This is a genomic window from Aquitalea sp. ASV11 (assembly GCF_016429185.1).
Classification (GTDB): Bacteria; Pseudomonadota; Gammaproteobacteria; order Burkholderiales; family Chromobacteriaceae; genus Aquitalea; species Aquitalea pelogenes.
This window is the reverse complement of record NZ_JAELUD010000048.1, coordinates 1-19,549: the sequence shown is the minus strand read 5'-3', so window position 1 is coordinate 19,549 and position 19,549 is coordinate 1. Positions and strand designations below refer to the sequence as shown.

The 19,549-nt window shown below is 60.7% G+C and carries 18 protein-coding genes and 1 riboswitch; of the genes, 5 read left to right on the top strand and 13 right to left on the bottom strand.

What is annotated here, in order from left to right; translation table 11 throughout:
* Positions 1–29: 29 nt before the first annotated feature.
* Complete coding sequence (locus tag JHD62_RS14780) at positions 30–1,985, bottom strand: TonB-dependent receptor (protein ID WP_199103586.1); 1,956 nt, start codon at positions 1,983–1,985, stop codon at positions 30–32.
* A gap of 169 nt (positions 1,986–2,154) precedes the next feature.
* Positions 2,155–2,360: riboswitch (cobalamin riboswitch) on the bottom strand.
* 152 nt (positions 2,361–2,512) lie between these two features.
* Here JHD62_RS14780 and cobT point away from each other — a divergent pair.
* From cobT to JHD62_RS14760, 4 genes are all read left to right on the top strand, one after another.
* Positions 2,513–3,547: a nicotinate-nucleotide--dimethylbenzimidazole phosphoribosyltransferase gene (cobT, locus tag JHD62_RS14775; protein ID WP_199103584.1), complete on the top strand. Its 1,035-nt coding sequence runs from the start codon at positions 2,513–2,515 to the stop codon at positions 3,545–3,547.
* 3 nt (positions 3,548–3,550) lie between these two features.
* Entirely contained in the window at positions 3,551–4,153 is a 603-nt protein-coding gene (locus tag JHD62_RS14770; RefSeq protein ID WP_131357094.1) for a histidine phosphatase family protein, read from the top strand.
* A complete protein-coding gene (gene cobS, locus JHD62_RS14765) occupies positions 4,150–4,920 on the top strand; it encodes an adenosylcobinamide-GDP ribazoletransferase (RefSeq protein ID WP_199103582.1) in 771 nt (256 codons plus the stop codon). The genes JHD62_RS14770 and cobS overlap by 4 nt, the downstream gene beginning before the upstream one ends.
* 84 nt (positions 4,921–5,004) lie before the next feature.
* On the top strand, positions 5,005–5,472 hold the full coding sequence (locus JHD62_RS14760) for a GNAT family N-acetyltransferase (protein WP_199103580.1): 468 nt from the start codon (positions 5,005–5,007) through the stop codon (positions 5,470–5,472).
* On the opposite strand, the gene JHD62_RS14755 is transcribed toward JHD62_RS14760, so the two are convergent.
* Positions 5,473–6,624, bottom strand: a complete 1,152-nt coding sequence (locus tag JHD62_RS14755; protein WP_233160970.1) for a hypothetical protein — start codon at positions 6,622–6,624, stop codon at positions 5,473–5,475. It lies immediately after the preceding gene.
* 240 nt (positions 6,625–6,864) lie between these two features.
* Between JHD62_RS14755 and JHD62_RS14750 the strand changes: the two genes are divergently transcribed.
* Entirely contained in the window at positions 6,865–7,860 is a 996-nt protein-coding gene (locus JHD62_RS14750; protein ID WP_199103578.1) for a M48 family metallopeptidase, read from the top strand.
* Between the two features lie 4 nt (positions 7,861–7,864).
* Here the strand turns inward: JHD62_RS14750 and JHD62_RS14745 are convergent, their stop codons facing one another.
* From JHD62_RS14745 to JHD62_RS14695, 11 genes are all read right to left on the bottom strand, one after another.
* Positions 7,865–8,653 carry a YoaK family protein gene (locus JHD62_RS14745; RefSeq protein ID WP_082086342.1) on the bottom strand — a complete coding sequence of 263 codons (789 nt, stop codon included), beginning with the start codon at positions 8,651–8,653 and terminating at the stop codon, positions 7,865–7,867.
* Positions 8,654–8,835: 182 nt separating this feature from the next.
* Complete coding sequence (locus JHD62_RS14740) at positions 8,836–9,705, bottom strand: SPOR domain-containing protein (protein WP_199103596.1); 870 nt, start codon at positions 9,703–9,705, stop codon at positions 8,836–8,838.
* On the bottom strand, positions 9,702–10,418 hold the full coding sequence (locus tag JHD62_RS14735; RefSeq protein ID WP_199103576.1) for a type III pantothenate kinase: 717 nt from the start codon (positions 10,416–10,418) through the stop codon (positions 9,702–9,704). The genes JHD62_RS14740 and JHD62_RS14735 overlap by 4 nt, the downstream gene beginning before the upstream one ends.
* The gene (locus JHD62_RS14730) at positions 10,415–11,383 is read right to left on the bottom strand and encodes a biotin--[acetyl-CoA-carboxylase] ligase (protein ID WP_199103574.1); all 969 of its coding nucleotides are present in this window, start codon (positions 11,381–11,383) and stop codon (positions 10,415–10,417) included. The genes JHD62_RS14735 and JHD62_RS14730 overlap by 4 nt, the downstream gene beginning before the upstream one ends.
* Positions 11,380–11,880, bottom strand: coding sequence for a D-glycero-beta-D-manno-heptose 1-phosphate adenylyltransferase (rfaE2, locus tag JHD62_RS14725; RefSeq protein WP_199103572.1), 501 nt, complete (start codon positions 11,878–11,880; stop codon positions 11,380–11,382). The genes JHD62_RS14730 and rfaE2 overlap by 4 nt, the downstream gene beginning before the upstream one ends.
* A 102-nt stretch (positions 11,881–11,982) precedes the next feature.
* A complete protein-coding gene (locus JHD62_RS14720) occupies positions 11,983–12,393 on the bottom strand; it encodes a type IV pilin protein (RefSeq protein WP_199103570.1) in 411 nt (136 codons plus the stop codon).
* 8 nt (positions 12,394–12,401) lie between these two features.
* Positions 12,402–16,529, bottom strand: coding sequence for a pilus assembly protein (locus tag JHD62_RS14715; RefSeq protein ID WP_199103568.1), 4,128 nt, complete (start codon positions 16,527–16,529; stop codon positions 12,402–12,404).
* Positions 16,530–16,541: 12 nt separating this feature from the next.
* Positions 16,542–17,093: a PilX N-terminal domain-containing pilus assembly protein gene (locus tag JHD62_RS14710; protein WP_062791476.1), complete on the bottom strand. Its 552-nt coding sequence runs from the start codon at positions 17,091–17,093 to the stop codon at positions 16,542–16,544.
* Positions 17,093–18,157: a PilW family protein gene (locus JHD62_RS14705; protein ID WP_199103566.1), complete on the bottom strand. Its 1,065-nt coding sequence runs from the start codon at positions 18,155–18,157 to the stop codon at positions 17,093–17,095. The genes JHD62_RS14710 and JHD62_RS14705 overlap by 1 nt, the downstream gene beginning before the upstream one ends.
* Positions 18,154–18,645 carry a type IV pilus modification protein PilV gene (pilV, locus tag JHD62_RS14700; RefSeq protein ID WP_199103564.1) on the bottom strand — a complete coding sequence of 164 codons (492 nt, stop codon included), beginning with the start codon at positions 18,643–18,645 and terminating at the stop codon, positions 18,154–18,156. Before pilV ends, JHD62_RS14705 begins: the two co-directional genes overlap by 4 nt.
* Positions 18,642–19,217 (bottom strand): GspH/FimT family pseudopilin, encoded by a 576-nt coding sequence (locus tag JHD62_RS14695; protein WP_199103562.1) that lies wholly within the window; start codon positions 19,215–19,217, stop codon positions 18,642–18,644. The genes pilV and JHD62_RS14695 overlap by 4 nt, the downstream gene beginning before the upstream one ends.
* Positions 19,218–19,549: the final 332 nt, after the last annotated feature.

The window sequence follows — 19,549 nt, the reverse complement described above, 5'->3', positions numbered from 1 at the left end:
CATGGATGTTGTGCTTGCCGCCAGTTCAATCAGAAAGCATAGCGCAGGCTGGCCTGCATGTTGCGTCCATCTGCCGGATACAGGTAAGACGCGGTAGACGAAGTGTAGGTCGCAGTACCGGCGTAGCTGGCATAGCGCTTGCCCAGCAGGTTGTTGATGGCCAGCGAAGCCGAGATGTTCCTGGTGAAGTCATGGCTCAGCTTGGCGTTGACCACAGTGTAGGAGGCCAGTTCGTACGGAAAAGTATTGGACTGGTCGTTATCCAGGCGCTGCTTTCCGACATACTGAACAACCACGCCAAGCTTGCTGGCACTGTTTACCTGCCAGCTCAGACCAAGATTGGCCAGCCACTTGGGCACCATGGGAATGGTGTTGCCGGCCAGGCCGCTGCCTTGCCGGAAAGTAGCTTCAGTCCAGCTGAGATTGCCATTCAATTCCCATTGCGGGCTCAAACGCCAACGCCCTTCCAGCTCCAGCCCCTGATGGCGGGTGGGTGCCAGGTTGGCATTGGCACCATTGCCGTTGTCTGCAAACGGATTGTAGGCAATTTCATTGGTCAGGTCGCTGCGGAACAGCGCTGCCTTGGCACTGGCCTGCGCAATTTTCCATTCCACCCCGACTTCGGCATCATGGGATTGCTGTGGCAGCAAGACGGTACCGCCGGTGAAGGTAGCTTCATCTGCATTGGCAAGGCGGAAGCTCTGACCCCAGTGTCCATAAACCGACCAGCTGGGGGACAGATCCTGCTTCAGCCCCAGCAACCAGGAATGCAGGCTGGTATCCAGTGCCGGAACGCTGCTACCCGACTGCTGGATGGTATCGTTTACCTCTTGCTGGCGCGCGCCCAGGGTCAGGGTGCCACCGGTCCAGGGCTTGAACATGCTATCGACAAACAAGCCCTGATGACGCTGAGTGGTGCTGTAGCTGGAATAACCTTGCACATTTGCCGTGCTGTTAAGCCAGTCCGTTCCCAGCGTCACATTGTTCTGCCCAAAAGGCAGCTTGTAACGCAGGCTGGCATTGTTTTCACTCAGCCAGCGCTGGTCGGTACTGCTAGTGGAAACATAGTCGCTAAAGGTATTTTTGCTGCGGTGGGAAATATCACCATACAGTGTTCCGGGGCCTACATCCTGGCTGAACGATGCACCGGTGGTGGAACTGCTGGCGTCCATATAGTTATTGGGGGTAGACGTAGCGGTAGGACTGCTTGCCAACGGATTCTTGCCACTGGCAGGGTCGGCATTCAGCGAGCCGGGCAAGCGCAAGCCTTGCGAGCTGGTATTGGCAAACAACTTGATGTCACCGCCATCGTGCTTGAAAGTCAGCGTCAGGCCACCGGTATCATTGCGTTCCTGATTGTTCTGACGGTAATTGTCGGTTTTCATCGAATGCACATAGCCATCCAGCGCCAGGCCGTTGGCACCGACATGCAGGTCCGCGTCCAGCTGGCGCAGATCATAACTGCCACCAGTCACACTGATGCTGCCGCTGGTGCCATTGGCCACACCGGACTTGGTGATGATATTGATCACGCCACCAGTGGCACCGCTACCATAGGCCACGCTGCCAATACCACGTACCACTTCGATGCGCTCGATATTCGCCAGGGCCACACCGCTCAGATTGGGTGCAGACAGATCATTGGTATTCTGACGCACACCATCTACCAGAATCAGGGTATTGCTGATTCCGGTCATGCCGAAGCCTCGCATATCCACGGCAGCGGCGCTGGACGAACCACTGTTGTTGAATACATGCACGCCAGCCAGTTGGGACAATACGTCCTGCACCGTTGTCGCGGCACTGTTGGCAATCTGTTCAGCAGTGACAACGCTGACATTGGCAGGCAGATTGGCCACTGTTTCGGGTACGCGGCTGGCCGTCACCACCACTTCCTCACCCTGGAATTGCGGCAGATTGTCGGCCAAGGCCAGACTGGTCCAGCACATGGACAGCAGCATGGCGAGTTGTTGGGGTTTGAACATGAAACACACTCCTGGAACGAGGATTCGGCCGGGCACGCTGCCACAGCCACAAGAAGTGCGAAGAGGATGGCTTGCGCCATTGAGAATGGATGACACCGGAACGGGCTAGTGTGCCCGCCTGCTGTTTGCCAGATCGCCTCCCCGCGATATACAGCGACCGCCTGCCGTGGGCAGACGATACCGGACAGGCCGGTCTCCGGGCTTGGTCTTGCGCTGTCGCGCCTTCCCGTTGCCGATGGGCAACAGTGGCAATGGCGACAACTGGGCCGGCATCCGCCAGCCAGACCTTACCGTTGCGGGGGCAGCGCCGGCTTGTACCGGCTTCCCGTTTCATCCGGATCTTGCAATCCGGACACCTGTCCGGCAGCGATTATACGGCAGATTGCAGCGAAACCGCGGCAATCTGGCACGAACAGTCTTGATATGCAACAAGCAATGCCAATGCCATGGCGGCATTCAGCTTGCCGTGCTGCCCCCCATGTCTTAGAGTCGCGCTCTAGTCCATGCCAACCTTGAGAAACCGCACCATGTCCCAGGCCATTGCCCTTCCTGCCCACGCTTTTCATGAAGCCGCCCTGCAACGCCAGAATTCGCTGACCAAACCGGCTGGCAGCCTGGGTGTACTGGAAACGGTGGCCTGTCGCTTTGCCGCCTGGCAGGGCAAAACCATTCCGGCCCCCCTGCAGCCGGCCATCACCGTGTTTGCCGGTGACCACGGCGTGACAGCGGAAGGCGTATCAGCCTATCCGTCCATCGTGACCGGCGAAATGGTGAAGAATTTTGCTGCCGGTGGCGCTGCCATCTGCGTGCTGGCCCGTGCCATTGCCGCACGGCTGGAAGTGGTGGACGTCGGCGTACTGGGTCAACTGCCGGAACTGCCCATCGTGCAAGCCAAAGTGGCTGCCGGTACCGCCAACCTGGCAGTGGAAGCCGCCATGACGGCAGAACAGTGCACGGCCGCGCTGGAAGTGGGCCGCGCTGCGGCACGTCGCGCCGTGGAACACGGGGCCAATCTGCTGATTGCCGGCGACATGGGCATTGGCAATACCACGCCGTCTGCCGCGCTGATCTGCCAACTGGCGGGCTACAGCGTGGACAGCATTGTCGGCCGTGGCACCGGCATCGACGACGCCGGCCTCGTCAACAAGCGCCGCGTGGTGCAACAGGCGCTGGACCGCCTGCACGGCCAGCAACTGAATGGCAACGCCGTGCTGGCCGAACTGGGCGGGCTGGAAATTGCCGCCATGGCCGGTTTTTATCTGGAAGGCGCGGCACTGGGCGTACCCTCGCTGGTGGATGGTTTCATTGCCAGCGCCGCCGCCCTGGCCGCCCGCGCCATCGACCCGGCAGTGGCCGACTGGCTGCTGGCCAGCCATTGCTCGGAAGAAACCGGCCACAAGCTGGCACTGGAAGCCCTGCAACTGAGCCCGCTGGTGGCACTGGGCATGCGGCTGGGTGAAGGCTCCGGTGCTGCCACCTGCGTGCCCTTGCTACAACTGGCCATCAAGCTGCACGCCGAAATGGCCACGTTTGCCCAGGCCGGTGTCACCGAGAAAGACTGAGGCATGAACCCCTATACGCTCACCTTGCTGCGCCACGGCGAAATCGACCACGACGGCCGCCTGATAGGCCGCACCGACCTGCCACTGAATGAGTTGGGCTGCGAGCAGATGAGCCGCAGCTGGCAACGGCTGAACCAGCTGGCACCGGTCACCAGCATGGCCACCTCGCCGCTGCAACGCTGCCGCGAGTTTGCCGTGCATCAGGCCTTGCATGGCTCGCTGCCGCTGAAGGTGGACGAACGCTTTGCCGAATTCGACTTTGGCGACTGGGATGGCATGTCGCGCGCGGTGCTGTCCGGTCAGCATCCGGACTGGGGCAGCCGCGTGGCCGCAGGCGAGCTGATTCCGCCCGGCGGGGAAAGCTATGAAGTCTTCCGCACCCGGGTGTTGAGTGGATTCAGCGAATGGATTCAGACCGCGCGTGGCAGCCACCGGGTACTGGTGTGCCATGGTGGGGTGATTACCGCCCTGCTGGCCGAGCTGCTGGGCACCGAATTCGATGTGGCCAAGCTGATGACCGTGCAGCGCGGCGGTTTTGCCCAGCTGTCCATTCTGGAAGGCCACCCGGCCTATCTGATGCATCTGGAAAGCCCCGGCGAAGCATGAGCCAGCCCACTGCAGTCCCCGCTGCACGCTGGTGGCAAAGCCTGATTCTGGCCATCCAGTTTCTTACCCGCCTGCCCACACCGCAGCTGCGCACCTTCCACCCGGAATGGCTGGCGGCCAGCGCTTGCTGGTTTGCGCCGGTCGGCCTGTTGCTGGGCAGCCTGCTGTGGCTGGGTGTGTGGCTGGGCAGCCTGCACGACCCCTGGCTGGGGGCACTGGCAGGCCTGTTGCTGTGGATAGGCATTACCGGCGGCCTGCATCTGGACGGACTGGCCGACCTGAGCGATGCCATGGGCGCAGCTCATCGCTCGCGCGAGCGCTTTTTCGAGGTATTGAAAGACCCGCACGTAGGCAGCTTTGGCGTGATTGCGCTGATTTGCGCCATCGTCAGCAAACTGGTGCTGCTGATGTTGCTGGCCAGTCAGCCTCAGCAGCTGCCCGGCCTGCTGCTGTTACCGGCCTGGGCACGGCTGTTTGCCCTGTTCTGGTCGGCTACCCTGCCTGCACTGGCACCCGGCAGCGGTGAACGCTTTGCCTGGCAGCCGCAATGGCGGGCACAGGCCATCGGCCTGCTGGCCTTGCTGGGTCTGTCGCTATGGCTGGCCCCGGCACTGCTATTGGCACCGCTGGCCGCGCTGCTGTGGCGCGGCTGGCTCAAACGCAAGCTGGGCGGCATGACCGGCGACTGCCTGGGCGCGGGCATCGAGGTGTGTGAAATCCTGCTGCTGGGCGTGTTGCTATTGCCGGTACATCTGCTGGGAGCGTAGTAAAAGTCCTGTCATCCTGCCGTCACGGTCTGGTGATGTCAGCGCCGGATACTTGCCCGCATCCACCTTGAGGGAGGAGCGCGCATGCAACTGGACATTTCGCACGACCCGGCACGGCTGGACCGCGCCATGATTCTGCAGTTCCTCACCACCCAGGCACACTGGGCCAGCGGCATGGATGCTGCGCTGCTGGAGCGCGCCATCCAGCATTCGTTGGTCATTGCCGCCTATCACCAGCAGCGGCAGATCGGCTTTGCCCGGGTGATTACCGATTACGCCAGTTTTGCCTATCTGTCCGATGTCTTCGTGCTGCCCGACTGGCGCGGTCAGGGCGTGGGACAGGCGATGATCCGCGCTGCACAGGATCACCCGCAATTGCAGCAGTTACGCCGCTTTTTGCTGGTTTCGCGTGATGCAAGCGGCTTTTACCGCCAGCTGGGCTTTGCGCCCTTGCAGCATGGTGAACGCTATATGGAGTGGCAGCGCGGCGCAGCAGAGGGCCGCTGGCGGCATGGCCGCCACGTCCATCCCAAGACCGGTCAGGCTGCCTGATCAGGGCAGCAGGTCGGGCCGCGCACCTGGATGCTGCCTGACCACACGCCATGGCAGCTCGCTCCACCCCGGATATTCGCAAGCACGCGCCACACGGGCAAAAGACGGCCCCAGCACCAGCCCCTGCGGCGTGGCATACCAACTGACAAACTGCCACACCTGCGGGTCGCGGTAATCACATTCATCTTCCGTGCCCGGCTTGGTTTGTGCCGGATACAGGCGCGTCATGGTGTTGACCAGCCAGGGAGCCAGTACCTTTTCCTCGTACTGATAGTCAGCCCGCTCGCCACTGGCCTTGCGTGCCAGCTGCGGCTTGCCCTTGCCCGCCCATAGCAGGTCTTCCAGTTGCAAGGGCTTGCCACTGGCCACCTCCAGCGTCAGCGGATTATCGGCAAAATCCGGGTGGGCCCCACCACAGTAATAGCTGGTGAAAATACTGACACTCAGCAGCTTGCTACCCAGCAGGTGCGGGGTAACGGTCTGTTCGAAATCGGCCCCTGCGCTACGGGTACCGCCCAGCTGGCAGTCGAAATAACTGGCCACTTCCTGCCACTGCCGCTCGGCCAGCTGCTGGTTGATGCGCTGCAGGCTGGCTTCCGGATAGCCATCCACCACGCGGAACAGGCGAATCTTGCTGACCGGCTCATCCCACCATTGCAGGGTATGACCCTGCACCCGCTCACGCTTGCCTGCCTTGAGCGGTAAGTCCACCATGCGGGCGTAGTCGTAGCCGGAACGCTGGCGCACCGGATTGAGCGCGCTATCGCTACTGGCAGGCCACTGCGCCTGGGCATAGGCACTCAGGCTGACCGGCACTGGCTTGCTGGACTTGGGGCCATGCCATTCACCCACCCAGCCGCCGTTTTGCGGACGCAGGGTCAGGTCATTACGCTGTTCGTCGTACGGCAGGTTTTCGCCCAATTGCAGGCTGCCATCGGCCTGCTGCTTGCCGGTCAGGGCGATATCGCGGTGATGCTTGCGATAAAAATAGCGCCCTTCCACCTGACCGTCCTTGGCAATGTCCAGCTCCATCACCACCGCAGCCTGTCCCACCTTGCCCTGCAATAACTGCGGAGCCGCCAGCACGCTGTGTGCCAGTACCAGCAACAGTAACCCACCCTGCTTGCGCACCATCCTTACCCCCCTCTTCAAGCAAACCGTGCCACAACGGCACAATGCTGCCAGTACAGCACAGAAAACGATAGCCTGCAGGCAGCATGCAAGCTGGCAGAGACCGCAAGCTGCCCATAGCAGGGGACAAGGCCTGCCCAGCGTGAGCGCATCGTTGCCAAAGCAGTCGGCTTGCGCTACAGATTAGGAAAGAGAACAACACACAGCCCATTACCAGCCTGCCACCCGTTCGCGGGTTGCGCGCAACAGGATTCATCTGCCATGAGTCTGCCAGGCAATTATCTGGATGGTCGCAGCCAGATCGGCAAAGCCGTGATGCTGCAACGCAATGTCCATCATCTGGTGTTCACCGACGGGGTGCACACGCATCGCTATCCGGCACGGGAGGTCAGTTTTCACCCCGGACGAGCCGGTCGGCCAGACCGGCTGCAATTGCCGGATGGTGGCATCATCGAAGTGGCCAGCGCCTACCAATGCCAGCAACTGACCGGCCGCCTGCCACTGGCCGCGCGCCTGCTGGAGGGCCTGCGGCTCTGCTGGCCGCAACTGCGGCTGGCTGGCTTGCTGTTGCTGCTGCTGGCATGCTGGTTTGGCTACCGCAACGGCCTGCCCTGGCTTGCCAGCGAAGCGGCACGCCGCACCCCGCCAGCGGTGGAACAGGCGATGGCCAGCGCCACCCTGAGCCTGCTGGAGAAAACCAGCACGTTGCGCCCTTCCCGCTTGCCGGACAGCCGCCAGCAATCACTTCAGCAGCAGTTGCAGCAGCTGGTGCCGGGCAACAGCCCCTATCGTTATCACTTGCAACTGGTGGATGCGCGCGAGCTGGGTCCGGACATCATCCCCTTGCCCGGCGGGCAAATCATTGTCACCGACCAACTGGTGCGCAATACCAGGAACCCGCTGGAAATGCAGGCCATGCTGGCCCATGCGGTGGGCCATATCGAGGCACGTCATGGCTTGCGCGGCCTGATCCGCTCCGGTGGCGTATCGCTGGCAGTCAATCTGTTTGGTGGCGACCGCTCCACCCTGCTGGCCGTGGCCCCCATCCTGCTGGCAGACATGAAATATCCGGCCGACTTTGAGGCCGAGGCCGACGCCTATGCCAGCCGCCTGCTGGGTGCACAAAGCCTGTGCGCGCGTGATGCCTTGCTGGCCCGGCTGGACGGGCCGGACCATAGCGCCGCCGCCCTGCTGGCCGCTCACCCCGGCAACCGCCAGGCAGACACGGCCAGCCACTGCGCAGCGCAGGCTGGCTGAGGACTCAGGGCTGGCGCAAATCGTGGTGATGCTGCCACCAGCGCCAGCGCAACCGCATGTCGTACCATACCGGGCGCAAGCCCAGTGCAAACAGCAGCAAGGCCAGCGGCAGGGTAAAGGCATAGCCCAGATGCTTGAAACCCAGCGCACCCACCACGCCGCCCAGGAAAAAGGCCGTCAGAATCATGCTGTATACCCACAGCCGGCTGCGGTTGGATTTGATGTCTTTGATCTTGGGGCTGTGCAGATGGTTGTAGTAACTCATCTTGGTCAGTTCGATACCGATATCGGTGGCAATGCCGGTCATGTGGGTGGAGCGCAGCAGGCCGCCGGACAGCTTGGTGACAATGGTGTTGTGCATGCCCATGATGAAACACAGCAGCATCACGGTGGGAGGCGTGAACAAGCCCTTGTGGCTGGCCAGCCCGGCACCCAGCACGCCAAACAGCAGCAGGAAACCGGCCTCCTCCATCATGGACACCCCGTAGCCGCCGCGCAGGCGCTGGCGTCTGGCCCACAGGATCAGCCAGGTGGAGTGCATGGCTCCGCCGATGAAACACAGCAGCATGATCAACATGGACAGCGACAGGCGGACTTCACCCAGAGCCAGGTCGTCGGCCATGCCGGACACCACCCCGGAGACATGCGAGGTATAACGCTGTACCGCCAGGAAACCACCGGCATTGAGCGCGCCGGCAATAAAGGCCATCGAGCCGCCCAACTGACGCAGGACGCGGTCGTTGAAAGCGCCACGGTCCAGCAGGCGGGTGATATTGCTTGAACGTCGGGACATAGCGAACCATGAAAAAACGGCAAGGCGGAACACCCGCCATTGCCGTTCATCATCCATCCTGCAAGCCCCTGCTGACAAGCCTGATTGCCAGCGCGCTTACGGCAGCGCAATGCCTTGGCGTTGCGCCCTGCTTCGTCAGCTCCGCTTACGTCAGCAACACCACACCGTCTTGTCCGCCGCGATTAATGGCAAGGCTGCAAGGTAATCCCCGGGGTCAGACGCTTTTGCAGCGCATGCAGACGCTCGGCCTGCTGCGGGTCCAGCGCCTTGAAGCTGAGCACCGTCGCGGCAGATTTCTGCCCCTTCTGCTCGATGGCCACCTTGTCAAAGCCCGCGGCTTTCACCCTTGCCTGCATGGCCTTGGCAGCAGACTCCTGGCCGAACAGGCCAAGCGACACGCTGCCCTTGAACTCGGCGCTGTGCACGATGTAGTTGTCAAAACCCTTGTCTTTCAATTCGGCAGACAGCGTCTGGGTTTCGGCTTGCGTCGCCAGCGGCGGATGGTAAACCCAGAACTTGCCATTGGCCTTGACCTCGCCCTTGCTGCTTTCCAGCAGTTGCTCGGGCTTGAGCTTGAGGGCGGGCAAACCGCCCTTCACACGGGTCAGCAGCCTGGCATCCAGCGTGCCCCAGTCGTAGCAGGCCAGCGCCTTGCTCGGCTCGGCCTTGATGGCTTCGGTCTTGGGTTTTTCAGCCGTTTTCCCGGCGGGCTTTTCCACCGGTTTGGCTGGCGGCGGGTTCTTTGCTTCAGCCTTGGCGGTGGCTGCCGATGCCTCAGCCTTGACCGGTTTGGCGGCCACCGGCTGCGACGCAGCCTTGCTGAGGTCTTCCGGCTTCAGCGCTTCGGTTTGCGGCATGGATGCCAACACCTTCAGCGGCGCACTGGCCTCACCGGCCGGGGCGGAGGCCGGCTGCCAGTCGGCCGGTAACAGCTTGACCTGCTCCGGGCTGATTTCCTGCGCATGCACATCCGCCGGTGGGCGTTGCTTGAAGTTGCCATAACCGGCCACCGCCAGATTCAGCACCACAATCAGTACCAGAAACCACTTCATGATTCGCACGCTACTCTCAAGAGTCCCATCAGCACGAGATTATCCACGATCGTCGCCGGGACGGCGAGTTGCGCAGCAATGGAGGCGGCATCGCCGCCGGTCAGCAGCAGCTGCGGCCCGGTGCGCCCGGTATGCACAGCCAGCTGCTGGCACATGCGCTCGATGGCACCGCACTGGGCGGCCAGCACACCGCTGGCCAGTGCGTCTTCGGTGCCTTGCGGGAAGGCTGTCACCTGGCCTGCAATGCGGTCCAGCTGGGCGGTTCCCTGCGCCAGGCTGCGCAGCATCAGCGCCTGACCGGGCAAAATCATTCCGCCCAGATAATCGCCTTCGGCGGTGAGCGCTTCCACCGTCAGCGCCGTACCGGCACAGGCCACCACCACATCACCCGCGCACAGGCTGCGCGCCGCCAGCACCGCCAGCCAGCGGTCAGCGCCCTGTTCGGCCGGATTGCGGTAGTGATTGCGCACATCGGCAAAACCGGCGGCAGAGCGCACCCACTGCACCGGACAGGGAGCGGCCTGGGTGATGGCATCGGCCACCGCCGGACGGGCCACTGATGCGGCGTAAACGCTGTCTACCGGCCAGGCAGCCCATTGCGTGGCCAGCTGGGCGATCTGCTCATGACTGACCGCACCTTGTGCCTGCCAGCACTCGCCATCATGCACGCCCCATTTCAGGCGGCTGTTGCCTGCATCCAGCAGCAGCTTCATGTGCGGCTCCGCAGGCTGACTTCACCGGCATGGAAGATGCGCAGGCTGCCATCTGCCATTTCCACTTGCAGCGCACCGTTTTCCGCTACGCCTCGGGCAATGCCGTCCACCGGTTCGCCATGGGAAAAACTCAGCCGCACCGGTGCGTTTTCGTGGCTGGAGCAGCGAATCCAGTCCTCGCGGAAGGCAGCAAAACCTTCCCGATTGAAGGTGTCCAGCACCACGGCCAGTTCGCTGAGCAAGGCAGCCAGCAACTGGTTGCGTCCCAGCTGGATGCCAGCTTCGGCCAGCGAGGCCACCGGCTGATCCACCGCGCCGGGGTTGTCGATATTCAGGCCGATGCCGATAACCACCGCAGCCGGCCCCAGCGCATCGCCCGATAGCTCGATCAGGATGCCCGCCAGCTTGCGGCCATTGAGCAGCACATCATTGGGCCATTTGAGTTGTACCGGCACCGCCAGCCGGTGCAAGGCACGCGCCAGCGCCAGGCCCACCGCCAGCGACAGGCCGGCCAGCTCGGCCAGGCCCCGGTCAAAGCGCCACAGCAGCGAGAAGGTCAGCCCTGCGCCCAGCCGGTTTTGCCAGCGTCGCCCCAGTCGGCCACGGCCTGCGGTCTGCATTTCTGCCGCCAGCACCAGGCCGTGCAGGCCGCCGCTGGCCGCACGCGCCATCAGCTGGCTGTTGGTGGAGTCGGTGCGCTCGGTTACTGCCAGCGTGAAGGTCTCCGCTGCGGGTGAGGTCAGCGCCTCGCGCACGCGGGCAACGTCCAGCCACTCGAACGGCGCGGCCAGCTTGTAGCCCTGGCCACGCACGCTGAATACCGTCAGGCCGAATTCCTGTTCGATGGCATGCACCGCCTGCCAGATCAGCGTGCGCGAACAGCCCAGCTCGCGGGCGATATCGGCACCGGAGTGGAAGCGGCCATCGCTAAGCTGGCGCAGTACGGCAAATGCATGTTCGCTCACGCCTGATCCTCGGCTGCGCGGATCTTGTTGATGGTTTGCGTGGTGGAGGTGGCAAACAGGAAGGGAATGGAATGCACCTGACCGCCACGGGCCAGGGTTTCGGCGCTGCCGACAATCTTGTCCACCGCCCAGTCACCGCCCTTGACCAGCACATCCGGCTTGACCTGCTCGATCAGCTCGGCCGGGGTGTCACTGTCAAACCAGGTCACCAGGCTGATGCTTTCCAGCGCGGCCAGTACGGCGGCACGGTTCTGCTCGTTATTGATGGGCCGGTCCTCGCCCTTGCCCTGACGCTTGACCGAGGCATCGGTATTCAGCCCCAGCACCAGGCTGGCACCCAGCGCCCGGGCCTGTGCCAGGTAGGTGACATGGCCGCGATGCAGGATGTCGAAACAGCCATTGGTGAACACGATGGGACGCGGCAATGTCGCCAGCCGCTGTGCCAGCTGTTCCGGCGGGCAGATCTTGTCTTCGAATGCAGGTGTGGGGTAGGACATGGCAAGGCCTGTAAGGAGCGTGACTGGCCGACATTATACGGTAGTCACGCCCTCGGGCTGCATGCCGGCACAGAAACAATGCGCCGGAATGCGGCGGCGGCCCTACTTCCAGCAATCGGCGGTGGAATAGGTACCGCTAGACCCTTTGTTGCCCAGCGCATCCAGCGTCAGCGTGCCGCACTGGCTCTCGGGAGACTGGCTGTTGGCCGGTACCGCATTCACCTGGAAACCGGCCGGGGCCGTGCCGCTGGCCACGGTGATGTTGTACAGGACGGAAGTGCCGGTCGCCCCCAGCGGGCTGACCTGGGTGGCACCGATGTTGTACTGGTTGTTCATGGTGTAGTAACGCTCCTGCTCCTGCGCCACTTGCAACATCACGGTTTCCGCCTCGCTACGGTGGCCACGAATGATGTAGTTGCGATAGGACGGCAGGGCAACCGCCGCCAGGATGCCGACGATGGCCACGGTGATCATCATCTCGATCAAGGTAAAACCGCTGTTGTTGTCCGTCATGTTCTTGCTCACCAGGATTGAATGATTTCACGCCACGACAGGCGGCCATACATGGTGCTGTAGTTGGGAATCGCGACACATATCATGGTGCCAGAGGAGCCCACCGTGCATTTGTAGTACTGGCCATTGAGATAAACCGTCAATTGGCCTCCCGGCGCAATCCCGTTCATCACCATGATATTGCCTGCCAAATCGGCACTATTCATCATGCCATTGCCTGATGTGTCGTAAATGGCCGAAGTGGTACCCGCCCCTGTCGCGTAGTTAAGACCAAGCTGTGCCGTGCTCCCACCACTGCCGCACACACTGCTGGACGATGGAATGACGGCGGTAAAATTAGCCAGCGTGTTCTGGTACAAGGTGGGTGTGGTCACCACCCTGGCATTGGTAAAGCCGGTAGCCGTCAGCGGCAAATACCAGCCATTACAACCGTAAGGTAGATAATTGCTTGCACCTGAGCAGGCAGAAATGGTCGACGTGGTCGCGTTGCTCACCGAGTAATAGGTGAGTGTATTACCGTTATTGGTACTGGTCGTCACCTGCGAACCGATGCTCTGCACCAGCAAATTGGCCGAAATGGTGGTCTTGCCGGACAAGGTGCCATCATCCCGGATACCGTACAGGGTCTGGGTATTGTTCTGGATCAGGTCATTACCGGACAAGTACTGGCCGGTGCCGAAATAAACCATGTAGCCACGCAGTGGATCACGCGTTACGGCAACCCCCGAGGTGATCGGCTGTAACGTGCTGGCGGTACACTGGGTGCCACTGGTCTGGCCGGTGGATGCGCCGGTACAGGCGGTAAACAGCGGCGTAGTTGGTGCAGTCCAGTTGCCCGGCGTGGTGGATGACAGGTCGAACTTCCACAAATTGCCGTTCAAATCTCCGGCATATACGGTTTTCGTCACGCCATTGCTGATGATGTTGCCTGGTGCGGACAAACCATTGGGCGAAGTATTCAGCAAAGTGGGCGCAGGCAGGTCAATACGGAAATAGTTGCTGCCTTTCGACCAGGCCGTGCCCGGCTGCTTGTCCAGATACAACACGAACAGCGAGGCGGTGGTGCCGCTGCTCTGGTTGTAGCCATTACCGAAGATCACTGCCGGCCGGCCATTGGCCAGCTTGGTGATGATCGGATTGCCAATGGTATAGCCCAGTTTGGCATCATCCTTGGCCGAGAACTCCCACAGCACATTGCTGCTACCCAGGCTATCCACATGGGTGACATCCAGCGCATAGACACTGCTACCACCAACACCAGTAGTCCCCACCACTACTGAACGGGCTTCCGGGTTGGCAAGTGCCGAACCATTACTGCCATACAGGAAGCACACGTCCTTGTAGAGTGGGGAGCCGTCATTAAAGTACTGGTGCGCGTACGTGGTGGAGCTCAGATTGGGCAGGTTAGGGTAAATGCTGGCCGGGAGGAACGCAGCCAGTTCATTACCCACACTGCTGCTGCCGTAAGTGGCATTGAAAATGTGCAGGAAGCCATCGTTGGCCGCCACGGCCACCGCGGCCGGGCGGGCAAAAATGGTCGCCCGGTCCGTTGCCGGACTGGACAGATTGGCATCGTAGGAGCAGCCACTCGGATCCGCCGTCGGCGTGGGAATGAACACCGGCGTGGAATGCACCACATCGCCCATGCGGTAGTTGCGGGTGCGGAACTGCGGTGAAGCAGAGCTGCCCTCCTGGGTTTTGTCACCGCGCAGGTAATTCACCCGGTAAGTACCGTACCCCCCGGTATTCAGCCCGGTGTACTGGAAGCTGGTGGTACCTGTCGGGACATCGGTCTTGCTGCTGAGTGCGGAATACCAGGTCGTGTTGAATGCGGCACCCGTCATGGTGGTGTAGTCGTAAGTCAGCACATTACGTGACGACACGCTGTTGTTCAGCTGGGTTTCCAGTGTCTGCTTGGCCTGCCATGCCGTCGTGGCAGTCACGCTGACATTTCCGTTACTGCTGGTAGTCGTCGACAAGGTGCTGGCAATCAGATCCCCACTCCAGTCGGTGGAGTTGAAGGCCGGCTGGAACACATAACTACCGGTATACACCTTGCTGCCGGTGAAGGAACCAGCCAAACCGGCCTGCGATGCATTGGCCGAACCGGATACCGAGTTGAGCGCATTGGTCAGCGCCGTCACCATGGCTGTCGGGTTATTGGCCGGGGCATAGTTGGTCGGCGTACCGGTATAACCGGCAGCCGGACTGGGGAAAACCGAAATGGAGGAGGGCCCGGTGGTAGATGTGCTGCTGCTGGCCGCCGACGCCCATTCCTTGGGGAGGTCCGGCCAGCCATTGGCATTGGAGTCAGTGAATCCGCCATATTTAGCCGCCATGAAGAAGGCATTGCAGACATTGGAACTCCAATATGAAGAGCAAGGATAATTCCCTACCCCCTTGTAATTCCCGCCTTCAACCACGTCAATCATGAAGGAGCTGACACTGGCTGTTTTGGTATCGCCGGATTTGGTGCGGATGTTGTTGGTATTCGCCCACCAGGCCAGACCGGCAATATAGGGAGGCGAGTTGGTCGAGCCGGTATTGACCGTCTGGTATTGAGTGCCGGTCATGCCCTCATCAACGCCAATATTCTTGGTCCAGGTCGTGATATTGAACGCGGTATCATCCGTAGGCGCCACCGCGCCAGACCAGGACGAGCCAGGCAGGTCAATATCGTTGTGGGTATTACTGTCACCAATATAAATAATGAAATTTTTCTGGCAGGAGTTCAGAACGGGGTCATCCCAGTCGGTAATGGCCGGGAAGCCACCCTGCCACGCGGTATTGCTGCTCAGTGAGCTGGTAAAAGTGGAGTAATTGCCATAATTGCGGTAGTAACGCAGTGCGGCATAGTACAGGTGGGCGGCCGGGTCATAACCCTTGTAGCCGACATTGCCAGTGATGGTGTCACCGAACTTGTTCAGGTAATTGACCACACCACTATTGGATACCGCCAGGGTACTGCCGTAAGTATTTGAAGTATCCGCGGCCGTAATGGTGTGTGAAGCTGCGTCGGTCGTATCGGGATTGACGACAAACGTCCCGTCGCTATTCCATTCAGCACCCAGCGTGTAACTGCTGCCCGAGCCACCTGTCACTGTCTGGGAAATGCCCGGGTATTTCAGGCGGGCACGCAAGGCTCCGCCATCCTGGGTGTATTGGGTATTCACCAGATAACTGGCGGCACCAAAGCGCATCTTGCTGCCATTGGACTGGATCAGCCCTTCCGGCTTGTAGTTACTGCCATATTGCTTGCAGGTGTAGGGTGTAGTGCTGCCGGTTTCCACCATGCCGCTGACGCAGACTTTGACGATGGCGTTATCCACCTCAGTCGGGGTGCCTGGCTGGGTACCATTACTGGACCGGTAAACAGACACACTCCAGGGATGAGAAGTCGTGGACGAGCCATCGTAACCTGGACCGTTGCTGAACCACAGATTGGTATAGGTCGAACTGTATGGTGTGATCTTGGCCAGATAATTGGTCCCGCCCACCGTCAAACCGGATACGGTTTTACCCGTCAGGTTGTAACTCTGGTTCTGACCAGGCACCACGGCAGAGCGGCGCAGATAGGTTGCAGTGGTGGAGTCACCAGCAGAATAATCGCTCACCAGCGTGGCTGCGGTGGAGTTGCCTGATGAAGTGGACCAGCCGCCGGTGCCCAGCGCGCGGTTACCGCCGGTCAGGGTGGCGCGGAAAATATCAATTGCGGTCATGGTGGCCCAGTTCAGCAAATTGCCGCTCCAAGCCGTGCCATCACAGGTATAAATCTTGTAAACAGTGGAGTTGTACGTCACCGATGTCAGCGTGGCGCTGGCATAGGGTGAGAAATAGCCTGTCGATCCTGAGCCGCTATATTTATAGCATTTGGCATAATCAAAATATCCCAGAAACGGGGTATTCCCCACACCGGAAACATCCAGGTCTGCCACACTGCCGATGGATGTCTTGGTGTTGAACGCCGAGCCTGCGGTCGGAAATTCCACCGACAAGGCAAACATCACGTTCGGGCCATAGGAAGAGCCGATGCCGGCCAGCGGCAAGGAGCCGATGGAGACTGCCGAAGCAGCATGCACCAGCGACAGGCAGCAAGCCCACAGCAACAATCCCGACAGGCACAATCTGGTTTTCATTGCCGACTCCATTTACTTCGATGGGCGGTAAACCGACTCGGTCACCGTCACGATATTGCTGTTGAAACCAAAGCCCCAGGCGGTAATCCGGTACAGATAACTTTCCGTGCTCGCATCACTCCCTGGCGCTTGATCCGGAATGGCCTCGATGGCATAGCGCGGGGCTTGCAAGCTGAAACTACCCAGACTGCCGCCATTCCAGGCACTGCCGGGCACGGTAGCCACCGTGGTGGGCGAGGTGGAAATCGCCGTGGACGCCAACAAGACACTCATCGGCCCACTGGCATAGTTGGAACAAAGCCCGGTGGATGCGCTATTGGGACAGCTGTTGAAACCCAGGTTGCCGCTGATGACGCCACTGGCAATCTGCCCCTCGGCATAGCGCAAGGCCGCCTCCGCTGCCTCCCGGGCCAACAGGCCATCACGTCCGGCGCGCGCCAGCCGTTCCTCTTGCTTGGACGAATAAAACGCGGTCAGGCCGATCAGCATCATGGCCACCAGCAGCACCAGCACCACCAGGAGGGCGGCCCCGCGTTGCGCAGGATTGATTGGAAGCGCTCGCATCACGACATCCTGTTGCGCAAGACAAAGGTGGAGTCATACAGGCGACGCGCCCAGCACGGATTGCTGGCACTGCACGCCACCGTACCCGAGGCCAGCGGTGCCACCCAGGAGTTGTCGCTGGACGACACCGTTGCACCGTAATTGCTACCGAACATATTGAAGGTGGCACCACCAAAAGCCTCGGCCCGCGCCTGGTTGTAAACCGGGTCCTGCCTGGCCAGCAGAACCACGCGCACCGCATACACCTTGTTCATGCTGATGGAAGAACTGGGCGGGGTGTAATAGTCGGGCTGACCATCGCTGGCACTGTCCACCCCCAGCAGCACGCCGATGCGCTCGATGTTCTCCGCCACAATGCCCGATGAAACCAGACTGCTGGTCAACGCGCTGGACAGGGCATTGCCGTTGATGTCGGTCCAGCTGACATCACACATCAGCTGTGGGCGAACCACCTGCGGGCTACTGCCAGTCCCCACGCCCTGAACCTTGATGTAGAAGCGGTTGGTCACAATCACATTACTGGCCGCCGGTGACGGATTACCCAGACAATCCGGCATGGCGGTATTGGAAGAAGCTTGCGGCCCGGTGATGTAGCTGATGGTCAGGGTATCGCTCTTCTGGCCCATGGCACTCAGGCTGGTGGTATTGCCATTGCTCAGGGTAAAACTGCTGGTGCCACTGGCAATGCTCACCGCAGCCGACGCGCTCAGGCTGATCTGGCTGAAGCCATCCGACCCGGCACTACCCGATGCCGCAGACGTATTGATATGGTTGCAAGGCACCACCCAGTTGCCACTGGCATCGGTATTGCTATACGACGTTTCATCACAATAACCGGACTGCTTCAACAGACGGCCAATCACCGCCAGGCCAATGCGGCCGTTATCTGTCATCAGCGCATTGCCCGACTGCGCCGCCAGGGTTTGCTGGTTGGCGATAAAGATATTGGTCACTGCCAGCAGGATGAAAAAGCTGATGGTCACCGACACCATCAACTCCAGCATGGTGAAGCCCGCCTGCAAACGGAAGCTACCATGCAATGTGGACACAGGATGCTTGTTCATGGCTTCACCAATACCGACATTGACGCAGTCGCCGTCTGCGAAGCCACGCTGGTGGCCCGCTCCTGCCAGCTCACCGTCACCTGATAACCGAATGTCACACCACCACTGGACACCTTGCTGACTGCCAGCGCAGGGTTGCTCAGGCCGCTGCTGGCGGCAATGGCCTGCATCTCGGCCAGATCGAAGGCCGCACGGTTGGCTGGCGTGGTGGACGGACAATTGCTGGAGGCTGCATAACAGTTACCGCTATAACTACCCGAAGCGGTGGAGTAATCAGCCCCGGCATTGGCCCGGATACGGTCTGCCAGCTGCTCGGCCACCAGTGCCGCCTGCTGACGCCCGCTGCTCATGCTGGAATAGCGCAGATTATTCAGCTGCAAGGCGGCAACACCCAGCAAGCCAATGGCAACGATCACCAGTACCACCAGCACCTCGATCATGGTCACCCCGGCCTCATGCCGGATATTTCCTGGTATGGGACGGTTCATGGACAGGTCCCCAGATTCAGGCGTTGCGGGCGGCCATTGGCCAGAATGTTGACCTGTTGTGCCATGGTCGAACTCTTGCCTGTCACATCACAAATGGCAATCTTGGTGGTGGTTGTGGCTGCCGATCCGCCAGTACCGCTAGCCTGCAATTGCAACTGGCCACCGGGCAGATACTGGAAGGCTGTAGTCGCACTCGGGGTCACGGTGACATACAAGGAAGACGGAATCGAACCATGCACCACCAGCACCCCAGACGCTGTCGGGCTGCCGGTACGTTGATAGTCAATGAAGGATACCCAGCCGGAACTCCAGCTGGATGCGTCGCAACTCGGGACATTATTGCTGGTAGCCCCGGTGGAGGCACACACCACTACAGGTACACCCATGCGCATGGCGTTGCTGCGTGCATTCAGCAAGGTCACGTCAAAATCGGTGGCAGCTTGCTTGATCCGGTTCTCAGTCACAAACTGCGACATCGACGGCAGGGCAATGGTCAGTAAAATGGCAAACACCGCCATCACCACCACCACCTCGATCAAGGTAAAGCCACGCAGGCAGCGCGTCCCGGCCATGGTGGTTCTCAAGAAATTTCTACTTCATGAGCGTAAACCACCATAAAAACAGCAAAGAATTTTCCGACAGACGATAGTTTTTTTCTGATCAGCGGTACGCAGAGGGCAAAAGAATCCGTTGTCCGGAGGAAAGGTCAGCGGCAGGAAGGCAGTAACAGGAATCAGGACTGCCAGCATTGCGCATGGCTGTTACCGCAGCCAGAATGCACAAAGCCCAGCTCGGTTGAGCTGGGCTTCGAATGGGGAGTCTGGCGGTGTCCTACTTTCACATGGCGAATGCCACACTATCATCGGCGCTAAGGCGTTTCACGGTCCTGTTCGGGATGGGAAGG

Bases quoted from the DNA above. Each gene is read 5' to 3' on its own strand.
- JHD62_RS14780 (WP_199103586.1), bottom strand. From the start codon at position 1,985: ATGTTCAAACCCCAACAACTCGCCATGCTGCTGTCCATGTGCTGGACC.
- cobT (WP_199103584.1), top strand. From the start codon at position 2,513: ATGTCCCAGGCCATTGCCCTTCCTGCCCACGCTTTTCATGAAGCCGCC.
- JHD62_RS14770 (WP_131357094.1), top strand. From the start codon at position 3,551: ATGAACCCCTATACGCTCACCTTGCTGCGCCACGGCGAAATCGACCAC.
- cobS (WP_199103582.1), top strand. From the start codon at position 4,150: ATGAGCCAGCCCACTGCAGTCCCCGCTGCACGCTGGTGGCAAAGCCTG.
- JHD62_RS14760 (WP_199103580.1), top strand. From the start codon at position 5,005: ATGCAACTGGACATTTCGCACGACCCGGCACGGCTGGACCGCGCCATG.
- JHD62_RS14750 (WP_199103578.1), top strand. From the start codon at position 6,865: ATGAGTCTGCCAGGCAATTATCTGGATGGTCGCAGCCAGATCGGCAAA.
- JHD62_RS14745 (WP_082086342.1), bottom strand. From the start codon at position 8,653: ATGTCCCGACGTTCAAGCAATATCACCCGCCTGCTGGACCGTGGCGCT.
- JHD62_RS14740 (WP_199103596.1), bottom strand. From the start codon at position 9,705: ATGAAGTGGTTTCTGGTACTGATTGTGGTGCTGAATCTGGCGGTGGCC.
- JHD62_RS14735 (WP_199103576.1), bottom strand. From the start codon at position 10,418: ATGAAGCTGCTGCTGGATGCAGGCAACAGCCGCCTGAAATGGGGCGTG.
- rfaE2 (WP_199103572.1), bottom strand. From the start codon at position 11,880: ATGTCCTACCCCACACCTGCATTCGAAGACAAGATCTGCCCGCCGGAA.
- JHD62_RS14720 (WP_199103570.1), bottom strand. From the start codon at position 12,393: ATGACGGACAACAACAGCGGTTTTACCTTGATCGAGATGATGATCACC.
- JHD62_RS14715 (WP_199103568.1), bottom strand. From the start codon at position 16,529: ATGAAAACCAGATTGTGCCTGTCGGGATTGTTGCTGTGGGCTTGCTGC.
- JHD62_RS14710 (WP_062791476.1), bottom strand. From the start codon at position 17,093: ATGCGAGCGCTTCCAATCAATCCTGCGCAACGCGGGGCCGCCCTCCTG.
- JHD62_RS14705 (WP_199103566.1), bottom strand. From the start codon at position 18,157: ATGAACAAGCATCCTGTGTCCACATTGCATGGTAGCTTCCGTTTGCAG.
- pilV (WP_199103564.1), bottom strand. From the start codon at position 18,645: ATGAACCGTCCCATACCAGGAAATATCCGGCATGAGGCCGGGGTGACC.
- JHD62_RS14695 (WP_199103562.1), bottom strand. From the start codon at position 19,217: ATGGCCGGGACGCGCTGCCTGCGTGGCTTTACCTTGATCGAGGTGGTG.